We start from the raw sequence: 19,228 nt of genomic DNA, 5'->3' as shown, positions 1-19,228 counted from the left end.
TTGAGTTTTAAAAAGCTAAGTATTAAAATTCATATTGAAAAATTTAGATGAATTAATACTCAGCTTTTCTTTGTTTTTGAAAACGCTTTAATTTTAATTTTTGCTATTAATCTAGAAGTACAAAAAGGGAGGGGATCAATTGAGAAAATTACTTTATGTATTAAGTGCGATACCAGCAATTGGCTCACTTTCAGTAATTAATAAGGTTGAGCCATTTGTTCTTGGAATGCCATTTGTTTTATTTTGGACGATATTATGGGTTTTTCTTACGGCGATCTTTTTATTAATAGTGAATAAACTTGATCCCGCCAATAAAGGGGGCGATCAATAGTGAATGCAGCTTTAATCGTAATTCTTGGCTTTCTAGCTTTATCAATTTGGTTAGGTTTACAAGCACGTAAAGGTAAAGAGATGACTTTTGAGCAATGGTCAATTGGTGGACGAGGTTTTGGTTCTCTTTTTGTTTTCCTATTGCTGGCAGGAGAAATGTTTACGACATTTACTTTTATGGGGGCATCGGGAAGTGCCTATTCTTTTGGAATGCCGGCAGTCTATGCTTTTAATGCCTTCTATTTTATTATAGCTTATTGGCTGTTACCTCCTGTTTGGAAGTATGCAAAAGAAAATAACGTCGTGTCACAATCTGATTTTTATACAAAAAAGTATAATAGTTCAGCACTTGGCGTTCTTGTTTCAGTTATTAGTATTATTTCAATCATTCCATATTTAACAATGCAGTTAAAAGGGTTAGGTATTATTGTTTCGGAGGCTTCTTATGGGAAAATCCCTCAAAGTATTGCTATTACGATTGCTGTCTTTGCGATAACAATTTATGTAACGGTTTCAGGCATTCATGGTTCAGCTTGGACGGCCGTTATTAAAGACTTTTTGATTTTATTTGTTGTAATCTTCTTAGGAATATATTTTCCTGTACATTATTACGGTGGTTTTCAGCCGATGTTTGAGGCAATCCAAACTGCTAAACCTGATTTATTGATTTTTCCAGATAAAGGTTTAAGTGTTTCTTGGTTTATTACAACTAGCATTATGTTAGCACTATCCTTCTATATGTTTCCTCATATGCTTATGGGAGTTTTCTCTTCAAAGAGTTCAAAAGCTCTTCGATGGAATGCTGCATTTATGCCAATCTATCAAATTATTATTGTCTTTTCTTTATTTGTTGGGTTCGCTGCTATTTTAAAAGCTCCAACTTTAAAAGGTGGAGATGTGGATTTAGCTTTATTTAAACTCGCAAAGATTTCATTTGATCCTTGGTTTGTAGGAATTATTGGTGCTTCGGGCGCTTTAGCTGCACTTATACCAAGTTCATTAGTTTTAACCTCTGCAACTACAATCTTATCTAAAAATGTTTACAAGGTTTTGAAACCAAATACAACGGATGATCAGCTTATAAAATTAACTCGGATTCTAGTTCCAATCATTGCACTAGTGACACTTTATTTTACCTTAAATGGTGGAGATACAATTATGACACTGTATATTATGGCGTACAGCTTTATGGCACAATTGTTCCCTGCGTTGTATTTTAGTCTTTGGAAAAAGAATCCAGTAACAGTTCAAGGAGCGTCTGCTGGAATCATCATTGGTGTTGCAGCTGTTACGTATTCCACAATAACTGGCACAACGCTAGCAACTTTGTTTCCATCGTTTCCTCATGTCGTACAAGATATTGACGTTGGTTTAGTTGTAATGGTTATTAATTTTACTGTAACGCTAGTAGTAAGTAGAGTTACAAGAAAACCTAAATTTGTAGTAGAAAAGAACGATCAGATGCTCACTAATTTTTGAGGAAATGTATAACGAATTATTTATATTAGGAGAAAGGAAGTGGTTCAATTATGACTGACTTTAAACACCTATTCTCAAAAGTGACGATTGGAAATACTGAACTTAAAAATAGAATTTTATCGACAGCACATCAAACGAATTATGTAGAAAATGGCATTCCTACTCCTGAAATGACTGCTTATCATGTTGCACGTGCGAAGGGTGGGGCTGGACTTATTATTCTTGAGGCAGCTGCAGTTCACACATCAGGTATGCTAACTTCACATACTATCGCAGGATTTGATGAAAAAGTGGTACCAGCTTATGCAGAAATTGCAAAACAACTTCATCAATATGGCACGAAAGTTTTTAGTCAACTATTTCACGGTGGTAGAGAAGTCGTATCAAGCGATTACCGAAATGCTGCTTGGGCACCGTCTTCAGAACCAAGTTTTCGATTTGGAATAATGCCTAGACCGATGAACATTGATGAAATTAAAGATGTCATAGAGGGATATGCTGATTCAGCTTTATTAACTAAAAAAGCTGGTCTTGACGGAGTAGAAGTTTGTTGCTCTCATGGCTATTTGCCAGCTCAATTTTGGTCTAGCCATACGAACTATCGTACAGACGAATACGGTGGTACCTTTGAGAACCGAATGCGTTTTATCGTCGAAATAGTACAACGCATCTGGGAAAAAGTAGGTGAAGATTTTACCGTAGGAATTCGAATGAGTGCAGACGAAATGACAATGGATGGAACGAAGGTAACAGACGCTGTGAAAATCGTCGAGCATTTAGTTGAAAATGTTCGAGTAGATTTTATAAATGTAACATCTGGTGATTCAAGTACATATGCAGGTTCGACTCATATTGTTCCACCTTCTCCAATCAAACATGCTTATAATACGCCACACTCATTTAAAATTCGGATGGCAGGTGCAGTTCCGGTATTTGTTGGATCGCGAATCATAGACCCTATGGAAGCAGATCGGATCGTTGGTTCAGGAAAAGCGGATGTTGTTGGTATGACCCGAGCTTTAATTGTTGATCCTGAATTACCGAATAAAGCAATGAGAGGGGACCTACATTCAATTGATGCGTGTTTAGGATGTATACAAGCTTGTATTGGTCACTATTCTAAAGGCCTTCCAATTGGATGCGTTCAAAATCCGATGGCTGGTAAAGAAAAAGAATTATTACCGCTTGTCCAAAGTGTAAAAGTAAAACAAAAAGTGCTTGTCATTGGTGCAGGTCCTGCTGGATTACATGCTGCATTAACTGCCGATGGTGAAGGACATGAAGTAATATTAGTTGAACAAAGTGATGAGATTGGCGGATTGCTAAGAAAAATGAGAAAGGCTCCTTTAAGACATGAAGTAGCTGAAACGATGTTAGACAATTATATAAGAAAGCTTTCAAAAAGTAAGATAAATGTCCAACTTGGAAAGAAAATTACGATTGAAAAAATAGCAGAGATAAAACCTGATGTAATTATATGCGCAGTAGGATCTAGACCATACTTTCCACATGTAGAGGGGATAGATGACCCGAGAATCATAACAGTGGATGACCTTTTCAGCGGAAATTCGATCCAGATTGGAAGACGTGTATTGGTTTTTGATTTAATTGGCGATTGGCCAGGAATAGAGGCAGCTATCTACTTAAAGGAAAAAAATCACGACGTTTCCTTGTTTTCCGCAAAGGTTCATATTGGAAAAGAATTACATTCGTATCTTGTAAATGAATATCTAAAAAGACTCTATCAATTAAATGTGGATGTTCGCCCGCATTTTGATTTTGGTGGTATTCAAAATAATCAGGTTAAATTGAGAAATCTTTTTACTCATGAGACTGAATTGATTAACGACTGGGATACGATTGTACTTGCAATGGGACGAGTACCAAATTTTGAGCTTTACGAACAAGTGAAAGGTATGGCACCAGTTGTTCGACAAATCGGGGATTGTTTAGCACCTCGTACAATTGAGGAAGCTACTTATGAAGGCTTGACATCTGCTCTTGAAATAGGAGTTGTTTCTTCTGAGGTGCATGTATAACTGAATTAGACTAAAAAGAACCTAATCAAAAAAAGATTAGGTTTTTTTAGACTGTTGAAAAATGTGTTTATCAACAAGTATCTTAAGTTAGCTGATTGTGGTTAATATCCAATGCAGCCTAGAATGAGTAATATTTTCAACTTCCAGCTAATTGTCTTCCTGTAAATTGCTTACACGTTTAAATTCATTTTTTAATTCATTTATATACTCTTTTTCAGTTGATGATAGCGGAGGATATTCACTACGAACACAACCAACATAAAAAGGACGATGGAAAGGATTAATCAGTTCGATTGCAAAAGCTTCCCCAGATTGGATGAGTGGCTCATTTTGTACGACAAAGTCTGTACCAATTGTTATTGCAATATTTTCTTTGACTGCACTTCTAATACTATCGAGATTATTTGTTGTGAATAAGATCTCGGTTTTGTTTTTTAAAAATTCATCATAATACCATTTTAAATATTGTTCTTCATGAATCACAAACGTCTCGTTTGATAAATCCTTAATCGTTAGCTGTTTACATTCGGCTAGCGTGTGATGTTTACTGACACAAACATTGATATTCACCTCTTGAAATATATCGAATACCAGATCTTTATTATTTTTTAATAGTTCATCATATATCCAAATTAAACCGAAACGTGCATTCTTTTGTCTTACATCATTTAAAATATCTAGCGAGCTTTTACCATTAACTTTAATCTTAGTGTTTGGACTTTCAAATTTAATCAATTTAATTAAACTAACGATATAATGCATTAGTCCTGGTACAGAAGCTATTGTAATCTCTTTTTGGATTTCATTTTTGTTGATTGCTAACTGCTTTAATTTTTCAGCATGGGTTAGCACATAAAGGGATTTTTCAATTAATTTCTCGCCCTCAGGTGTTGGAATCGTTCCTTGTCGTAAACGAGTAAAAATTTTAAATCCGAATTCTTCTTCTAAATTATTTATAGCCTGAGAGATTGCCGAAACAGAAATATGTAGGTTCTTTGCTGACATGGATAGTGATTTAGTTTTCGAAACATCAACAATATATGCTAAATGGTCTAAATTCATTTTTTTGCTCCTTAAGAAATCGTTAACTTTGTTTAAGTATAATTAAATATATTTTAACCTATTTTAATTTTATAATAATTTTCGGGGATGTTTTTTAATGAAATCCTAATAAAATATATAAGGGGAATATAAATGAGGAGAAAGAATCGCACAAATACGAAAGCGTTATCATTTTCATTAGCTTTATCTTTATTAAGTATGTCAGTAGTGAGTACTCCGGCTTATGCAACACCAAAAGAGGCTGAAGCTGTAAATGTGCTTGCAGCTAAGAATAAAGATGAGAAGGACTTAGTAAATTTTCGAATTATGGAAACGACAGATATCCATACAAATTTATTAAACTATGATTACTACAAGGATGCAGCTTATGAAAAAGTTGGATTAGCTAAGACTGCTACTTTAGTAAAGGAAGCTCGAAAAGAAGTTCAAAATAATGTTTTAGTCGATAATGGGGATTTAATACAAGGTACTCCACTCGGAACTTATGAAGCAAAAATTGACCCATTAAAAAAAGAAGAAGTTCATCCTGTATTTAAAGCAATGAACCTAATGGGCTATGATATTGCAACTTTAGGTAATCATGAATTTAATTATGGGTTAGACTTTTTAAACGAAGCATATAATGATGCTGATTTTCCGTACATTAATGCAAACGTTTACGTAGATGATCACGATAATAATCCTAATAATGATCAAAACAAATTTAATCCTTATAAAATTATTAATAAAAAAGTGATCGACGAACAAGGTAAGAAACACGTAATTAAAATCGGCTTCATTGGATTTGTTCCTCCACAAATTAGTGAGTGGGACAAAGCAAATCTTGATGGAAAAGTCATCACTAAAAATATAGTAGAAACAGCTAAAAAATTCATTCCTGAAATGAGAGAAGACGGAGCAGACGTAATTGTTGCGATGACTCATTCAGGATTTAATGCGAATAAAGAAAATACTGAAGACGTAATTTATTCATTAAGTGAAGTACCTGGTATTGATGCAATTACATTCTCTCATACACATAAGGTATTTCCAGCAAAATCAGAGGCTACACTTGATGCATTATTTTTAGGGGCAGATAAAAAGCCATTACCAGGTGTTGATAATTCGAAAGGAACAATCAACGGAGTACCAGCAGTTCAAGCAGGATACGGCGGTGGTTCATTAGGATTAATTGACCTAACACTTAAAAAAGAAAAAGGAAAATGGTCAGTAGTAAATTCTCAGTCTTCAACTAGAGAAATATGGGCTGATGTAAAGGATCCAACTACAGGTAAAACAGTAACAAAAAGTACAGTAGTTCCGGATCAAGAGATCGTAAAGGCTGTTACACCAAATCATGATGCAACAGTTAAGTATGTAAATACACCAATTGGAACAACTACCGATGATATTCATAGTTATTTTTCATTAATACAAGATGATCCATCGATCCAAGTTGTTACAAATGCTCAAAAATGGTTTGTAGAAAAATATATTGCTGAAAAGAAATCAGAATATAAAGAATTACCGATTTTATCAGTAGGAGCTCCATTTAAAGCTGGCCGTAATGGTGTAGCTGAATATACTGAGATTAAAAAAGGCGATCTTACAATAAGAAGTGCAGGCGATCTTTATCTTTATGATAATACGTTAAAAGCAATTAAAGTAAAAGGTTCTGTTGTTAAAGAATGGATTGAAATGACGGCCGGTAAATATAATCAAATTGATCCAAATAAAACAGAAGAACAAGCATTATTAAATCCTGCTTTCCCTGTTTATAACTTTGATGTAATTGACGGTGTTAACTACCAAATTGATGTAACAAAACCAGCAAAGTATGATATAAACGGAAATCTAGTTAATAGTAGTTCAAGTCGAGTAATAAACTTAACTTATAATGGACAACCAATTGATTTAAATCAGGAATTCATCGTTGTAACAAATAACTATCGTGCTGGTGGCGGTGGTAATTTCCCAGGTGTTAAAGGTAGCGAACTTGTAGTAGATTCTGCTGATGAAAATCGTCAAATCTTAATGGATTACATTTCTGAATCGAAAACAATTACACCAACAGCAGATCATAACTGGTCGATTGCTCCAATTAGCGGAAGAGTAAATGTAACGTTTACGACTTCACCAAGAGCGGAAGAATTTATAAAGCCTAATAGTAACATTGCATTTACAAATAAAACTGATAATGCAGGCTTTGGAATTTTTAAATTAGATTTAGGTACAAAAGAAAATATTAAAGTTCAATTATTAGGCTTAAATGATCTTCATGGCCAGCTTGATACGGATACAAAAGTTACGCTTAATGGACAAGAAGTACTAGCAGGAAGCATGGAATACACAGCTGCCGCAATGAAACAACATGAAGCAGAAAATCCAAATACATTACTAGTTCACGCTGGTGACATGATTGGTGGAAGCCCACTGATTTCTGCGTTATTCCAAGATGAACCAACAGTTGAAGTGATGGAAGCAATGGGCTTTGACGTTGGAACAGTAGGTAATCACGAGTTTGATGAAGGCATTGCTGAATTAAAGCGTATGATGAATGGTGGAGAACATCCTAAAGGTACAAAAGGGTATGACGGAATGAACTTTCCAGTGGTTGCTGCCAATGCATATGATTCTGCAACAGGAGAATTAATTACTCAACCATACACAATTAAAGAAGTGGGCGGTAAAAAGATTGGTTTCATCGGAGTAGTAACGCAAGAGACTCCTAATATGATTGTTCGAAAAGGAAATGAAACGCTTGAAATTCGTGATGAAGTTGAAGCAATTAACCATTATACGGATATTCTAAAAAAACAAGGGATTAAAGCAATCGTAGTATTAGCACATAACCCTACTCTTCAAACAGGTAAAGCGGATCTATATGATGCAACTGATATTGCTGAAAAAGTAGATGATGAAGTAGATGTTATTTTTGCTGCTCATAATCATGTATTTAATGATAAAGTAGTTGATAATAAATTAATCGTACAAGCATATTCATATGGTTCTGCATTTTCTGATGTAGATTTAGAATTAGATGCAGTAACAGGTGATATTGTTAAGAAGGAAGCAGAAGTTGTAACAGTTTATCAAAAAGACTATACACCAGACCCAACAGTTTCTGCGATCATGAAAAAATATGAAGATTTAATTATGCCAATTAAAGCTGAGATTGTTGGTGACTCAATGCAAACTTTACCAAAAGGATATCCATCTTCTGATACTTATGGTGATATTGCATTAGGTAACTTAATTGCAGATGGAATGAAAGCTGCAATGAATGCAGACTTCGCAATGATGAACGGTGGAGGAGTTCGATCACCACTTGACGCGGGTCAAGTTACGTTTGGTGATTTATTCGCAATTCAGCCATTTGGAAATGTCTTAAATAAAGTATTGCTTAGTGGACAAGATATTGAGACTGTATTAAATAATCAAATTACCGATAAGGGCTTAGATTTCCATATCGCTGGATTTAAGTATACGTGGGATTCATCAACTAGAAAAGTAGTAGACATCCTTTTACCAAACGGTAGTAAAATTGATCCGAACAAAGAATATTCAGTTGTAGTAAACAACTATATGTACGGAAATGTAAAATATGGTATTGGCGAACGTTCTACTGATTTAGAAGTAGGACCAGAGGACCTTCAAGCAACTGTAGATTATGTAAAATCACTTCCAAGACCTTTCGTTTATGAGGTTGAAGGAAGAATTCAAAAAGTAAATTAACCATTTAATATCGATGAATACTATTTATATATTTAAATAAATTAACAAAAAAATCTCATTCTGATTATGGAATGAGGTTTTTTTATTTAGACGCAATCCATGGTTTTATTTTTTATTTATCAAAGCTAAAAGTTACCAGGTCTTTATATTTGAAAACATGTCACAGACAAATTTAAATAAAATTCGGCACGAATTTTAAATTTTGGGTTTTAATTGTAGATATTAACCCAAGTCATCCTTTATGAAAGAACGAAATTTCGACATACTTAATAATAATTTTATAGAAAATAAAACAAAGTTCTTTGTTAATAGAGCAATAAAAACAATATTTTACATTAAATTTCTATAATGAAAAGTTAAGTAAATCATAAAAATCCCCCAATTTACTCTTTGAAAAGAAGCATATACATTTAAATTGTATTTACTTAGCAGTAAGGAGGGAAAGAAGTAAGAGTAAATGTCTGAATTACAAATTCTGAATATTATAAATATTTGACTAGGTTGTTTCTTTTTCAATACAAAGTTTAAACAATATCTTACTAGGGAGAGTAAAAAGAATGAATAAGAAGTTTATATATAAAGCTTCAGCCCTTACATTGGGGATAGGTTTAGTTTCAAGTAGTTTATCAAATACATATTCTAGTTTTTCGTCTAAAGTACATGCTGCTGAAAAAAGTACGAAAGCAGAACAAATCTTAGCATCTTTAACAAAAGAAGAGCGTGATGCATTGACTAAACTCCAAGTCTCAGAAAATGATGGTTTACATGGCTTTGATGAAAAAGAACTACAAGAGGATAAAGAAATCCCTGTTATCGTTGAGTTTAAGTCTTTGCCTGAAAAAGTTGCACTTCTAGATGCGGCTGTTGAAAGTAAGGAATTGACGGCTTCCGAAGCGGAAGATCAGGTTAGTGAGGAACATGTAACTTTTGAAAATGATTTAGAAAGAATTTTGCCATCAGCAAAAGAAAAAAGTGGCAAAAAGTCTTATAAAATAACGCACTCATTTAAAACAGCTTACAATGGGGTTTCAATGAATCTACCTGCGAACGAAGTAAAGACGCTACTTGAGTCGAATGCAGTAAAAGCTGTTTATAAAAGTGCTACAGTTTCCATTGAACCACCGACGATTTCTGAATCTAGTACCGAAGAAGAGTCTACTAAGAGAATAGAGAGCATTCCATTTTTAGGTGTGGACAAGTTACATAAAGAAGGAATTACAGGTAAAGGTGTAAAAATCGGCGTTATTGACACTGGTATCGATTATCACCATCCGGATTTACAAGATGCTTTTAAAGGTGGATATGATTTTGTAGATAACGATTCTGATCCGATGGAAACTTCATACGACGATTGGATAAAGGCTGGAAGTCCAGTGGACCCAGAAGGTGGTTCAACGTATTATACCGATCATGGTACGCATGTTTCAGGTACGATTGCTGGTCGAGCAAAAAACACGAGCGGTATAGCTGTAAAAGGAATTGCTCCTGATTCGGAATTATATGGCTATCGCGTACTTGGACCATTTGGGACAGGAGGAATTGATGCCATCTTAGCTGGAATAGATCGAGCGGTTTCGGACGGGATGGATGTCATTAATCTTTCGTTAGGTATTGATATTAATGATCCTCAATATCCAACAAGTACAGCGATTAACAATGCGGTTCTTAATGGTGTCACAGCAGTTGTTTCGGTAGGAAATAGTGGACCTAGTTTGTATACACTTGGTTCTCCTGGTGCAGCTACATTGGCATTGACTGTTGGAGCTAGTAGTACACCTATTTCTGTAGCAAAATATACGGGAGTCTTAGAAGGAGTATCAGACAAAGCATATAATTTAAGCAATGTCTACTCAAACTTTATAGCAGATCTCAAATCATTTGATAAACAAACGATGGATATTGTTGATTTAGGAGTTGGATTAGATTCAGACTATAAGAATAAAGATGTAAATGGAAAATGGGTCTTAATCAATACAGGAACGATTGGTACACAAACGAAAGTTACTTATGCAAAAGCACATGGGGCACTAGGGGTAATAGCGTATAATAATATACCAAATGCAGGTCCAGCGAACTTTGTAAGAGAGGATCAAAACTTCTTACCTACATTTAGTATGAGCTATGAACAAGGAATAGATTTTAAAGCACAAGTAGCTGCAGGCCATAACAAATTGACCTTTAAAGATTATACTGAAGGATTTACAGAAGGCGATAAGCTGGCTTATTTCAGTTCTAGCGGACCTTCACGTCAAAATTATGATATAAAACCAGAAATCACAGCGCCAGGAGTAAGTGTTTTATCAAGTGTTCCTGCTTATGATATTTATAAAAATGATCCATCTAATTATCAGTTTGCCTATAATCGTATGTCTGGTACATCTATGGCTGCTCCGCATGTAACAGGAATTTCAGCTTTGTTACTACAGGCGAATCCAAAGCTTCAACCAGGCGATATTAAGACGATTTTGATGAATACAGCTAAACCTTTAGCGGATAAATATAGTGTGTTTGAAGAAGGAGCTGGTCGGGTAGATCCTTATCGTGCCGTGCATACTGGAATGGAAATAAGCGTAGAAGATAGAACGCCTATCATGATAAATGGTAAGACTGTCAATTCAAAAGAGAAAACTGGGGGACTAAGCTACGGTAGTCTTTATGCTGGTGAAGATTCTTCAGTTAAGAAGATGGTAAATTTCCGTAATATTGAAAATAAAACAAAGAATTTTGATATAGCAGTCAACTTTCAAACGGATGCTGCAGGATCACTGGATGCTAGTGCCAATGGGGTAAAATTAGACATTCCAACTGATATTTCAGTTCCAGCTTTGGAATCAACAAAAATCCCTGTTTCAATAAAAGTACCTGCGACAGCAAAAGCAGGTATATATGAAGGTTATTTAATGATCACAAACAAGGACGACAAAAATGAACAATATAGGGTACCATTTAGTGTGCGAACTACTGAAGAAGGAATTGACTCTACAGGTCTTTCTTCAAATGTAATTTCACCGTACCAATTACAAGAGACTGTAAACAGTTCTGCTACGTGGCAGGTTCGATTAAATTTCAAATTAAAATCTCAGATGAAATGGCTAGATTTAGTAGTAGTAGATGGAAAAACTGGCAAGGATATAGGATTTTTAGAATCTATTCCTGCAGACACACTATATGATAATACGAACTATTTTGTAGAAAGAATATTTGAAGGTAAATACTATGCGTTTACCGGTGATCCAGATCATCCGATTTCGTCTAAAGTAAGCTATGCAAAACCTGGATATTACAAAATTAAATTAATTGGTACAAGTGAACGAGATAATATTTCTACTTCTTCAAATGATATATTTGTAGATCCGTATGGTCCTACAATCACAACATCTTTAGATGGAAATGACTCACCAGTTATAAATGAATATCAGCCGGGATTGAAAACAGTTCCTCTTCAAGTCAAAGTTTTAGACAATGAAGTGGATAAAATGGCAGAATCGGGAATGAATAGTAATCAATCGATAAATACATTCAATTATTCTATTAATGGTAGCCGTAATCCTGTACTTCCTGTGGGCACGGATGGCTTAGCAAACTTTAACTTGCCAATTAGTGAAACAACTTCTTTCACGAAATTTACAGTAAATGGATTAGATGGGGCAAAAAATTCGAGTCTTAAGAAAAACTACTATTTTGTAAAAGCCGGAACTCCATACGCGACAATTAAGACTGACAAAACAAATGTAAAAATGGGAGAAACGGTATCTACTACACTTAGCTTAAATAACGTACAAAAGTTAAGAACAGCAGAGTGGACGCTAAGTAATATTGGACAAAGCTTTGAAATTGTAGAAGTAAAGGGAAATGATGCACTTTCAAATTACGGTGGTTACCAGGTAACGGTTTCAACGACAGGTAACACGTCAAAAGTAAAACTAGTTATGGATGGAACGAGCACTGTTAGTGGAAATTTACCTGCTATTAATCTTAAATTAAAAGCGAAGGATACATCATTTGCATTAAGTGCATCGATCAATCCGACACTTTCTTGTACAGATGAATTAGGCAAAACGACTTCTGTCTCTTCTACAGGCATGGATTTCCAAATACAACCAACGTTCTCAGAAATATTTGGGACATTAAGAGGGTATGGAGTATCGTTAACCCCTGATTGGACAAAACTTGGTGCATCAATCCGAATAATCGATGCGGATGGTAATGTGTATGATGGTACATCTAGCATCGCTAGAAGTGGAGAATATCGTATTTCAAAACTTCCAATTACTGATAAACCATTCACTTGGGAAATGAAACTGCCTGGACACTTTACGATGAAGCGCCAGATTCAAATAGGGTTCGAAAAGAATGGTAGCACCTCAGGACAGTTACTAATGTACTACACTGGTATGGCAGGAGTATTCTGGGGTTATGCAGTTGCTGGTGATGTGAATCAAGATAATGTGATCGATATTCTAGATGCTTTATACATTCAAACATATTGGGGCACTTCTAATCGAAATGCAGATATTAATTTTGATGGAAAAGTTGATGCTAGGGATCTTGGATATGTGGAAATGAATTATTTACAACAAAATAAGGATGTAGATAACGCACCATTACCTTTAAAGAAGTTTAAATCAGCTACTTTAGCAAGTGTGAAAAGTGCACTAGGCGTTCAATAATTTTGATTTATTTCGCTACTATACTTCCGCAAGTTTAATGAAAAACCACAAGTGAAAATTTTTCTCTTGTGGTTTTCATTATAAAAGAACGATAATAAACTCTTTCTAGTAAAAAAGTAAGCGTCTCAATCTAGTTCACATTTCCTTTATTTAAAACAGAATATTCATAATATATTGTCAAAAACAGTTTCGTATATTAATATAAACTGTATGCGAATACATATGCCGTTGCCAATTCTTTCCTCATCGGTTGGGATTATGAACGGAATACCTGTTTTGCGGGAGGAAAAAAATTGTACAGTAAAGATACGATCTATCTTATTGGTGATGCAAAGACTTCATCCAATAATCCGATTATGCAAAAATATAATGCTTTTTTTATTGGATTGGTAGTTGATCGGACAAGTCATTTAATTGTTGATGCCGATTGTTCAGCTACAATTTCTTTAACGTCAGCCTTTGTGCAACAACTATTTGTTGGACATTCAATGTTAGATGTGGATAGGGTAATACAAGAAATTAATACACGTTATTTTGGTTCTTCTCAGAAAGCTCTGGCAGTAGCCTTTAAAAATGCAAATATAAAATACACACAAATAATTGAATCTTAAACGCTGCTTTATCTATTTTCGTAGATGAAATCCAGCTATTAGCAGGGGACGTCCCTTTCTAATAGCTGGATTTTTTATTTAATACAAGATTTTTTAGGAAAGGACAAAAACGATGATTATACAATCGATCCAAGTGCAAACAGAAGTTTTCCCTTTAAAAAAGCCATTTAAAACAGCTCTTAGGACAGCTACTGAAATAGAGAACATTTTTGTCTATGTCCAGCTAGAGGATGGGATTGTTGGAGTTGGGGCTGCAGCACCAACATTGGCGATTACAGGAGAATCAAAAGAAAGTATTGAAGCAATTTTAAAGACTGTACTTACGCCACTACTATTAGGAAGAGATATTCGAAATATTAATGAACTCTCTCTAATGATTGAACGCTCTTGTGTGGCAAATACAAGTGCGAAGGCAGCTATGGAAATTGCACTGTATGATGCATTATGTCAACATCTTAATCTTCCACTCTATCAATATCTTGGAGGGCGGACAAATCAATTGAAAAACGATATGACCGTTAGTGTAGGAACAGTGGATGAAATGAGTCATGATGCGATGCAAATTATCAAGGATGGCTTTTCTATTTTGAAAATCAAGGTTGGAAAAGATTGGATGAGGGATATTGAACGAATTATGGCAATCCGTGAAAAAGTCGGTAATGAAGTCACGATCCGAGTAGATGCCAATCAAGGATGGACGCCAAGACAAGCCGTTTCGATTATCCAAGAATTAGAACAGCTGAATTCTAAAATCGAGTTAATTGAGCAACCCGTTCATGCAGGAGATATTAATGGACTAAAATTTGTTAAGCAAAACGTTAATACACCAATCATGGCCGATGAAAGTCTTTTTTCTCCCCAGGATGCAATACGTCTGATTAAAGAGGATGCAGTTGATCTTCTAAATATTAAGTTAATGAAGACAGGGGGAATAAGAAGAGCAATGCAAATTGCAGATATTGCTGAAAGAGCGAATATTCCTTGCATGATTGGCAGTATGATGGAAACTTCGGTCTCAGTACTTGCGGCAGCACATATTGCTACTGCCCATCCAAATATTCGAAAAATCGATTTAGATGCTCCACTTTGGTTAAAGAATCAAGATTTTGATGGAATTGAGTTTATTGGGGATGAAGTGCATTTATCATCCTTACCTGGTTTAGGGCTACACCGAAGATTATCAAAAAGTCTTCGTTAAAATAGGGAGAGGAGTTTTACGATGAAAAAGACAAAAAATTTGATTTTAAGTTTATGTGTTGCAGGTACTTTACTTTCTACAATGACAAGTCAATCATTAGCAACATCACAAGAAGAACTTACTCCAGGTGAGACAGCCTACATCGATGTGTCTGTTTCGACTCAATGGACGACAAACGGTAGGTTCCAAGTTAGAGATATTGATGCGCCATCTTTAAGCAATCCAGTTGATCCGCGTCAATGGTCAGCTAATATGGAAGATACTGAAGTTCGTCGTTGGCTAACAAGTTATCTTGAAACACAAGCAGTATACGGTACAAAAGTAACCATTTTAGAAGAGTCAGGTGACTGGGTTAAAGTTGCCGTAGAAGGTCAACCTACTCCTCGTAACGCACAAGGCTATCCTGGTTGGATGCCAAAAAGACAATTAACAACAGATGATCGATTAGAGAATTATAAGGATAGTCCATTTATTATGGTATCTAGTCAAACAGCTTGGCTGTATGATGGGAAAGCATTAAATCATAAGTTTATGGAAATTAGCTTTAATACTCGCTTACCTGTCGTTAAAGATTTTGGAGACGTTGTAATGGTTGCAACGCCAGATGATGGAAATAAATTTATTAAAAAAGAAGATGTTGCAGTATATCAAAATGAAAATCAGTTCCCTAAGGCAACTCCTGAAAATTTAATTAATACGGCGAAGAAGTTCCTTGGTTTACGTTACTTATGGGCTGGAGTATCGGGATTTGGGTTTGATTGCTCAGGATTTACATATAGCTTATTTAAGTCATATGGTATAACAATTCCACGAGACTCAGGCCCTCAATCTAAGAGCGGTATAGAAGTTAAAAAAGATGAGATTCAACCAGGAGACCTACTATTCTTTGCAAGTAACAACGGATCAGGATCAGTACATCACGTTGCAATGTATATCGGTGATGGTTTAATGATTCAGGCTCCTAATGCTGCTAGAAGTGTTGAAATCATTCCATTAAACACTCCTGGCTATATTGAAGAATTTTCTGGTGCTCGTCGTTATTGGGAAGAATAATTTAGTAGATAGTTTTTTATTGGTATAGAAAAGTTGAAAACCCATGAACAATTGCACTTGTTCATGGGTTTTTATTTTTTCTAGGATGCTAGATTTATTATGCTTTTTCTATGCTGATTACCCAATAAATGAGGTTGTGTTCCAATTGGAAAAAATTGGAGTATGGTAATATTGATTCATTTTGAATAAAGTCTATCACTCTCAACTTGCTTGTCCCATAGGATAGAGGGAAAGAGATGGGATCTCGATCGAGAAATTGCTATTTTCTCGTATTCTATCATTTCTTTCTTATTTTAATAAGAAAGGAGGGATACATGTTGGCTTCCATTCAAAAAAGTGTAGATTCTTCCAGCCTAGCTGAAGTAATCGACCGTATTCTTGACAAAGGGGTGGTTATTGATGCATTTGTAAGGGTATCACTTGTCGGCATTGAGCTTTTAGCAATTGAAGCTCGTGTTGTCATCGCTAGTGTTGATACTTGGTTACGATATGCAGAAGCAGTAGGATTGCTGAAAGACGAAGAAGAAGAAGAGGAAGAAGAAGTGGCGTAAGCAAGTAGGGCCAAGGCTTTATGCTTTGGTCTACTTTTTTAGACAAGGGGGCTATTATGGAAATTATTAAAATACTAGAAGTAGTAAAAACTTTTTTTGGGCAGTATATTCGACCAGTTCATAAAATTACTCACGTCTATAAATCAGACAAAGGTTGGGAACTAACCGTTGAGGTAATTGAAGAAAAAGAATATATGAAAGCTCACGCTAAAGATGAGTTATTAGGAGTTTATTCTGTTTTGCTTAGTGCTGAATTAGAGATTGTATCATTTCAAAGAAAATCATTGCGTGCTAGAAGCGCAATTCTACATGAGTGAGGAGGGAGAGAACTATGGAAAAAAGTTTTATATCGTCTCCTTATTTGAATAGTTTAACAGAAAGAGTACTGTCTTATTTACAATCTGGATTTTCAGTTCATCTTACAGGACCAGCAGGTGTTGGAAAAACTTCACTTGCACTTCATATTGCAAAACAAATAGGTCGACCATCACTCTTAATTCATGGGAATCATGAAATGTCTAATAAGGATTTGCTTGGGAGTTTTAATGGCTTTACAAAGAAAAAAATGATCGATAATTATATTCATTCCGTTTACAAAAAGGAAGAAACAATTAAAGAAACATGGGTTAACGGTCCCTTAATAGAAGCTGCGACCAAAGGATATACATTGATTTATGATGAATTCACTCGATCACATCCAGAAACTAACAACTTATTTTTATCAATTTTGGAAGAGAGGGTGATTCCTCTATATGGGATGAAAAGGAAAGAATCTTTATTGCCAGTGCATCCTAACTTTTCAGTTATTTTTATAAGTAATCCAGAGGAGTATGTTGGGATATTCGAAGCACAAGATGCTCTACTTGATCGAATGATTACGATTCCAATCGAAAAAATGGATTTTGAAACAGAGTGTTCTATCTTATCACAAAAAACTGGATTATCGGAAAAAGAAAGTCTTTATATTGTTAATTTAGTGCAAATTGTCCGTCATCACTGTAGAAAAAATAAACATCAAAGTCTTCGTACTACTATTAAACTTGCCTTGATCGCAAAACAAAATAATATTCCAATTACAATTTATGATCAACAGTTTCAGATCTTATGTACAGATATTTTTTGGTATCACCTCAAACAAGCTGAAAAAGTTCAAACATACTCACAAGCTAAACAATTCATTGTAAAATCTATCAGTTTACAAATGGAGGGAAGTTGAGATGAGTGAAGGTGTTTATCCATTTTGTATCATCCAAACGAATATCGATCCCGATTTTGGTTTCACAAAGTGGGAAGGAAACGAAATTAAACTATATCCAGTCCGATTTAAAGAAATTGTGATGATTGTTGCAGATGTTCCTGATCAGGACTACCTTCCAACTCGTGCAAATTTACTAGCCCATCAAAGTGTGATCTCTTTTGTTATGCAACAGTTTACCGTCATTCCACTGAGTTTTAATAATGTATTTTCCTCTTCAGAAGAGATTCATTTATTACTAGAAAAACTGTGTGACGAACTGCAATCAATCTTTCAGAAAATAAATAATAAAATTGAGGTTGGTTTAAAAATCATTGCACGCAAGGAATGGTTAGAAGAAGAAATACGGATGAATGTAGACATACAAAAACTTAAGGAGAAGGTAAATCAGCAGAAAGAAGCAGCTTTTTATGAAAAGATTAAACTTGGAGAAAAAACAAAAGACTTTTTCTATGCTCTGCACCACAATCTATACAAAGCGATTTATTCACCTCTTTCTACACTTTCGAGTGCCTCTAAATCAAACCCTCCTATATACGAAACAATGCTTCTTAATGCTGCTTTTTTAATTGATCGCGAGCAAGAAGAAATCTTTGATGAAAAAGTTAATGAGCTCTATGAATTATGGAAAGATAAAGTGGAATTCAAATACTCTGGACCATGGCCAGCATATAACTTTATTCAATTAACCATAACGGCAGGAGATAGTTCATGATTTTTAAAGCTTTAGCCTTTCCACTAAAATCAATCATTCTATTAGGTGAAAAAATAAAGGAGGAAGCTGACCGCGTTTTATTTGACTCGAAAACGATTGAGCAACAATTGATCCGTCTACAAATGATGTATGAATTAGGAGAAGTTTCGCAGGACATTTATGAACAACAAGAAGAGGAATTACTTTTGCGATATCAAGTCGCAAAAATGAAAGAACGGGAGGCTAACAACTGTTAATTTAAATTTATAAAAGTTTATAAAAATATCACAATTTGTTCTAAATGCAAAACACTCATTGTGTTTATATAGAATACATGAGGTGAGTAATTTGAAAGTTGATTCGATCGGTGGAACTGAACAAACTCTTAATAATATGAATAAAACATTGATACTTGCAAAAAGAGTAAGATTAAGACCAACTAAAAAACAAAAAACACAATTATGGAAATCAGTGGGAACTGCTAGATGGGCTTATAACTGGGCATTGTCCAAGCAAGAAGAAAGTTATAAAAACGGTGGGAAGTTTATTTATGATGGCCTGTTAAGAAAAGA

At 34.9% G+C, this 19,228-nt stretch carries 15 protein-coding genes; 14 read left to right on the top strand and 1 reads right to left on the bottom strand.

Features of this window, described 5'->3' with window-relative positions; genetic code table 11:
• Positions 1-139 precede the first annotated feature (139 nt).
• The 3 genes from CN946_RS05825 to CN946_RS05815 are packed head-to-tail and all read left to right on the top strand — an operon-like array spanning position 140 to position 3,848.
• Positions 140-331 carry a DUF3311 domain-containing protein gene (locus tag CN946_RS05825; protein WP_098860281.1) on the top strand — a complete coding sequence of 64 codons (192 nt, stop codon included), beginning with the start codon at positions 140-142 and terminating at the stop codon, positions 329-331.
• A complete protein-coding gene (locus tag CN946_RS05820) occupies positions 331-1,809 on the top strand; it encodes a sodium:solute symporter family protein (protein ID WP_098860280.1) in 1,479 nt (492 codons plus the stop codon). Before CN946_RS05825 ends, CN946_RS05820 begins: the two co-directional genes overlap by 1 nt.
• Positions 1,810-1,859: 50 nt before the next feature.
• Positions 1,860-3,848 (top strand): oxidoreductase, encoded by a 1,989-nt coding sequence (locus tag CN946_RS05815; RefSeq protein ID WP_098860279.1) that lies wholly within the window; start codon positions 1,860-1,862, stop codon positions 3,846-3,848.
• Between the two features lie 147 nt (positions 3,849-3,995).
• Here CN946_RS05815 and CN946_RS05810 read toward each other — a convergent pair whose 3' ends face one another.
• Positions 3,996-4,910 carry a LysR family transcriptional regulator gene (locus CN946_RS05810; RefSeq protein WP_098860278.1) on the bottom strand — a complete coding sequence of 305 codons (915 nt, stop codon included), beginning with the start codon at positions 4,908-4,910 and terminating at the stop codon, positions 3,996-3,998.
• A gap of 132 nt (positions 4,911-5,042) precedes the next feature.
• Here CN946_RS05810 and CN946_RS05805 point away from each other — a divergent pair, with 132 nt between their 5' ends.
• From CN946_RS05805 to CN946_RS05755, 11 genes are all read left to right on the top strand, one after another.
• A complete protein-coding gene (locus tag CN946_RS05805) occupies positions 5,043-8,624 on the top strand; it encodes a bifunctional 2',3'-cyclic-nucleotide 2'-phosphodiesterase/3'-nucleotidase (RefSeq protein ID WP_098860277.1) in 3,582 nt (1,193 codons plus the stop codon).
• Positions 8,625-9,181: 557 nt separating this feature from the next.
• Positions 9,182-13,294, top strand: a complete 4,113-nt coding sequence (locus CN946_RS05800; RefSeq protein ID WP_098860276.1) for a S8 family serine peptidase — start codon at positions 9,182-9,184, stop codon at positions 13,292-13,294.
• A 293-nt stretch (positions 13,295-13,587) separates the two neighbouring features.
• Positions 13,588-13,905, top strand: a complete 318-nt coding sequence (locus tag CN946_RS05795; RefSeq protein ID WP_098860275.1) for a DUF3870 domain-containing protein — start codon at positions 13,588-13,590, stop codon at positions 13,903-13,905.
• 112 nt (positions 13,906-14,017) lie between these two features.
• The gene (locus CN946_RS05790; protein ID WP_098860274.1) at positions 14,018-15,103 is read left to right on the top strand and encodes a dipeptide epimerase; all 1,086 of its coding nucleotides are present in this window, start codon (positions 14,018-14,020) and stop codon (positions 15,101-15,103) included.
• 21 nt (positions 15,104-15,124) lie between these two features.
• Positions 15,125-16,156 (top strand): C40 family peptidase, encoded by a 1,032-nt coding sequence (locus CN946_RS05785; RefSeq protein ID WP_098860273.1) that lies wholly within the window; start codon positions 15,125-15,127, stop codon positions 16,154-16,156.
• Positions 16,157-16,470: 314 nt separating this feature from the next.
• Positions 16,471-16,707 (top strand): gas vesicle protein GvpJ, encoded by a 237-nt coding sequence (gene gvpJ, locus CN946_RS05780; RefSeq protein WP_069033480.1) that lies wholly within the window; start codon positions 16,471-16,473, stop codon positions 16,705-16,707.
• Positions 16,708-16,763: 56 nt separating this feature from the next.
• Positions 16,764-17,024, top strand: coding sequence for a gas vesicle protein GvpO (gene gvpO / locus CN946_RS05775; protein ID WP_098860272.1), 261 nt, complete (start codon positions 16,764-16,766; stop codon positions 17,022-17,024).
• A gap of 14 nt (positions 17,025-17,038) precedes the next feature.
• Entirely contained in the window at positions 17,039-17,923 is an 885-nt protein-coding gene (gvpN, locus tag CN946_RS05770; RefSeq protein WP_098860271.1) for a gas vesicle protein GvpN, read from the top strand.
• Between the two features lies 1 nt (position 17,924).
• A complete protein-coding gene (locus CN946_RS05765; protein ID WP_098860270.1) occupies positions 17,925-18,677 on the top strand; it encodes a GvpL/GvpF family gas vesicle protein in 753 nt (250 codons plus the stop codon).
• Positions 18,674-18,913: a gas vesicle protein GvpG gene (locus CN946_RS05760; protein WP_098860269.1), complete on the top strand. Its 240-nt coding sequence runs from the start codon at positions 18,674-18,676 to the stop codon at positions 18,911-18,913. The genes CN946_RS05765 and CN946_RS05760 overlap by 4 nt, the downstream gene beginning before the upstream one ends.
• Before the next feature lie 148 nt (positions 18,914-19,061).
• Positions 19,062-19,228, top strand: a 167-nt coding sequence (locus tag CN946_RS05755) for a helix-turn-helix domain-containing protein (RefSeq protein ID WP_176547224.1), incomplete at its 3' end; no start/stop codon positions are given.

The sequence above is a fragment of the Bacillus sp. AFS053548 genome, assembly GCF_002575105.1.
In the GTDB taxonomy this organism is placed as follows: domain Bacteria; phylum Bacillota; class Bacilli; order Bacillales; family Bacillaceae_G; genus Gottfriedia.
This window is presented reverse-complemented; position numbering and strand designations above follow the sequence as displayed.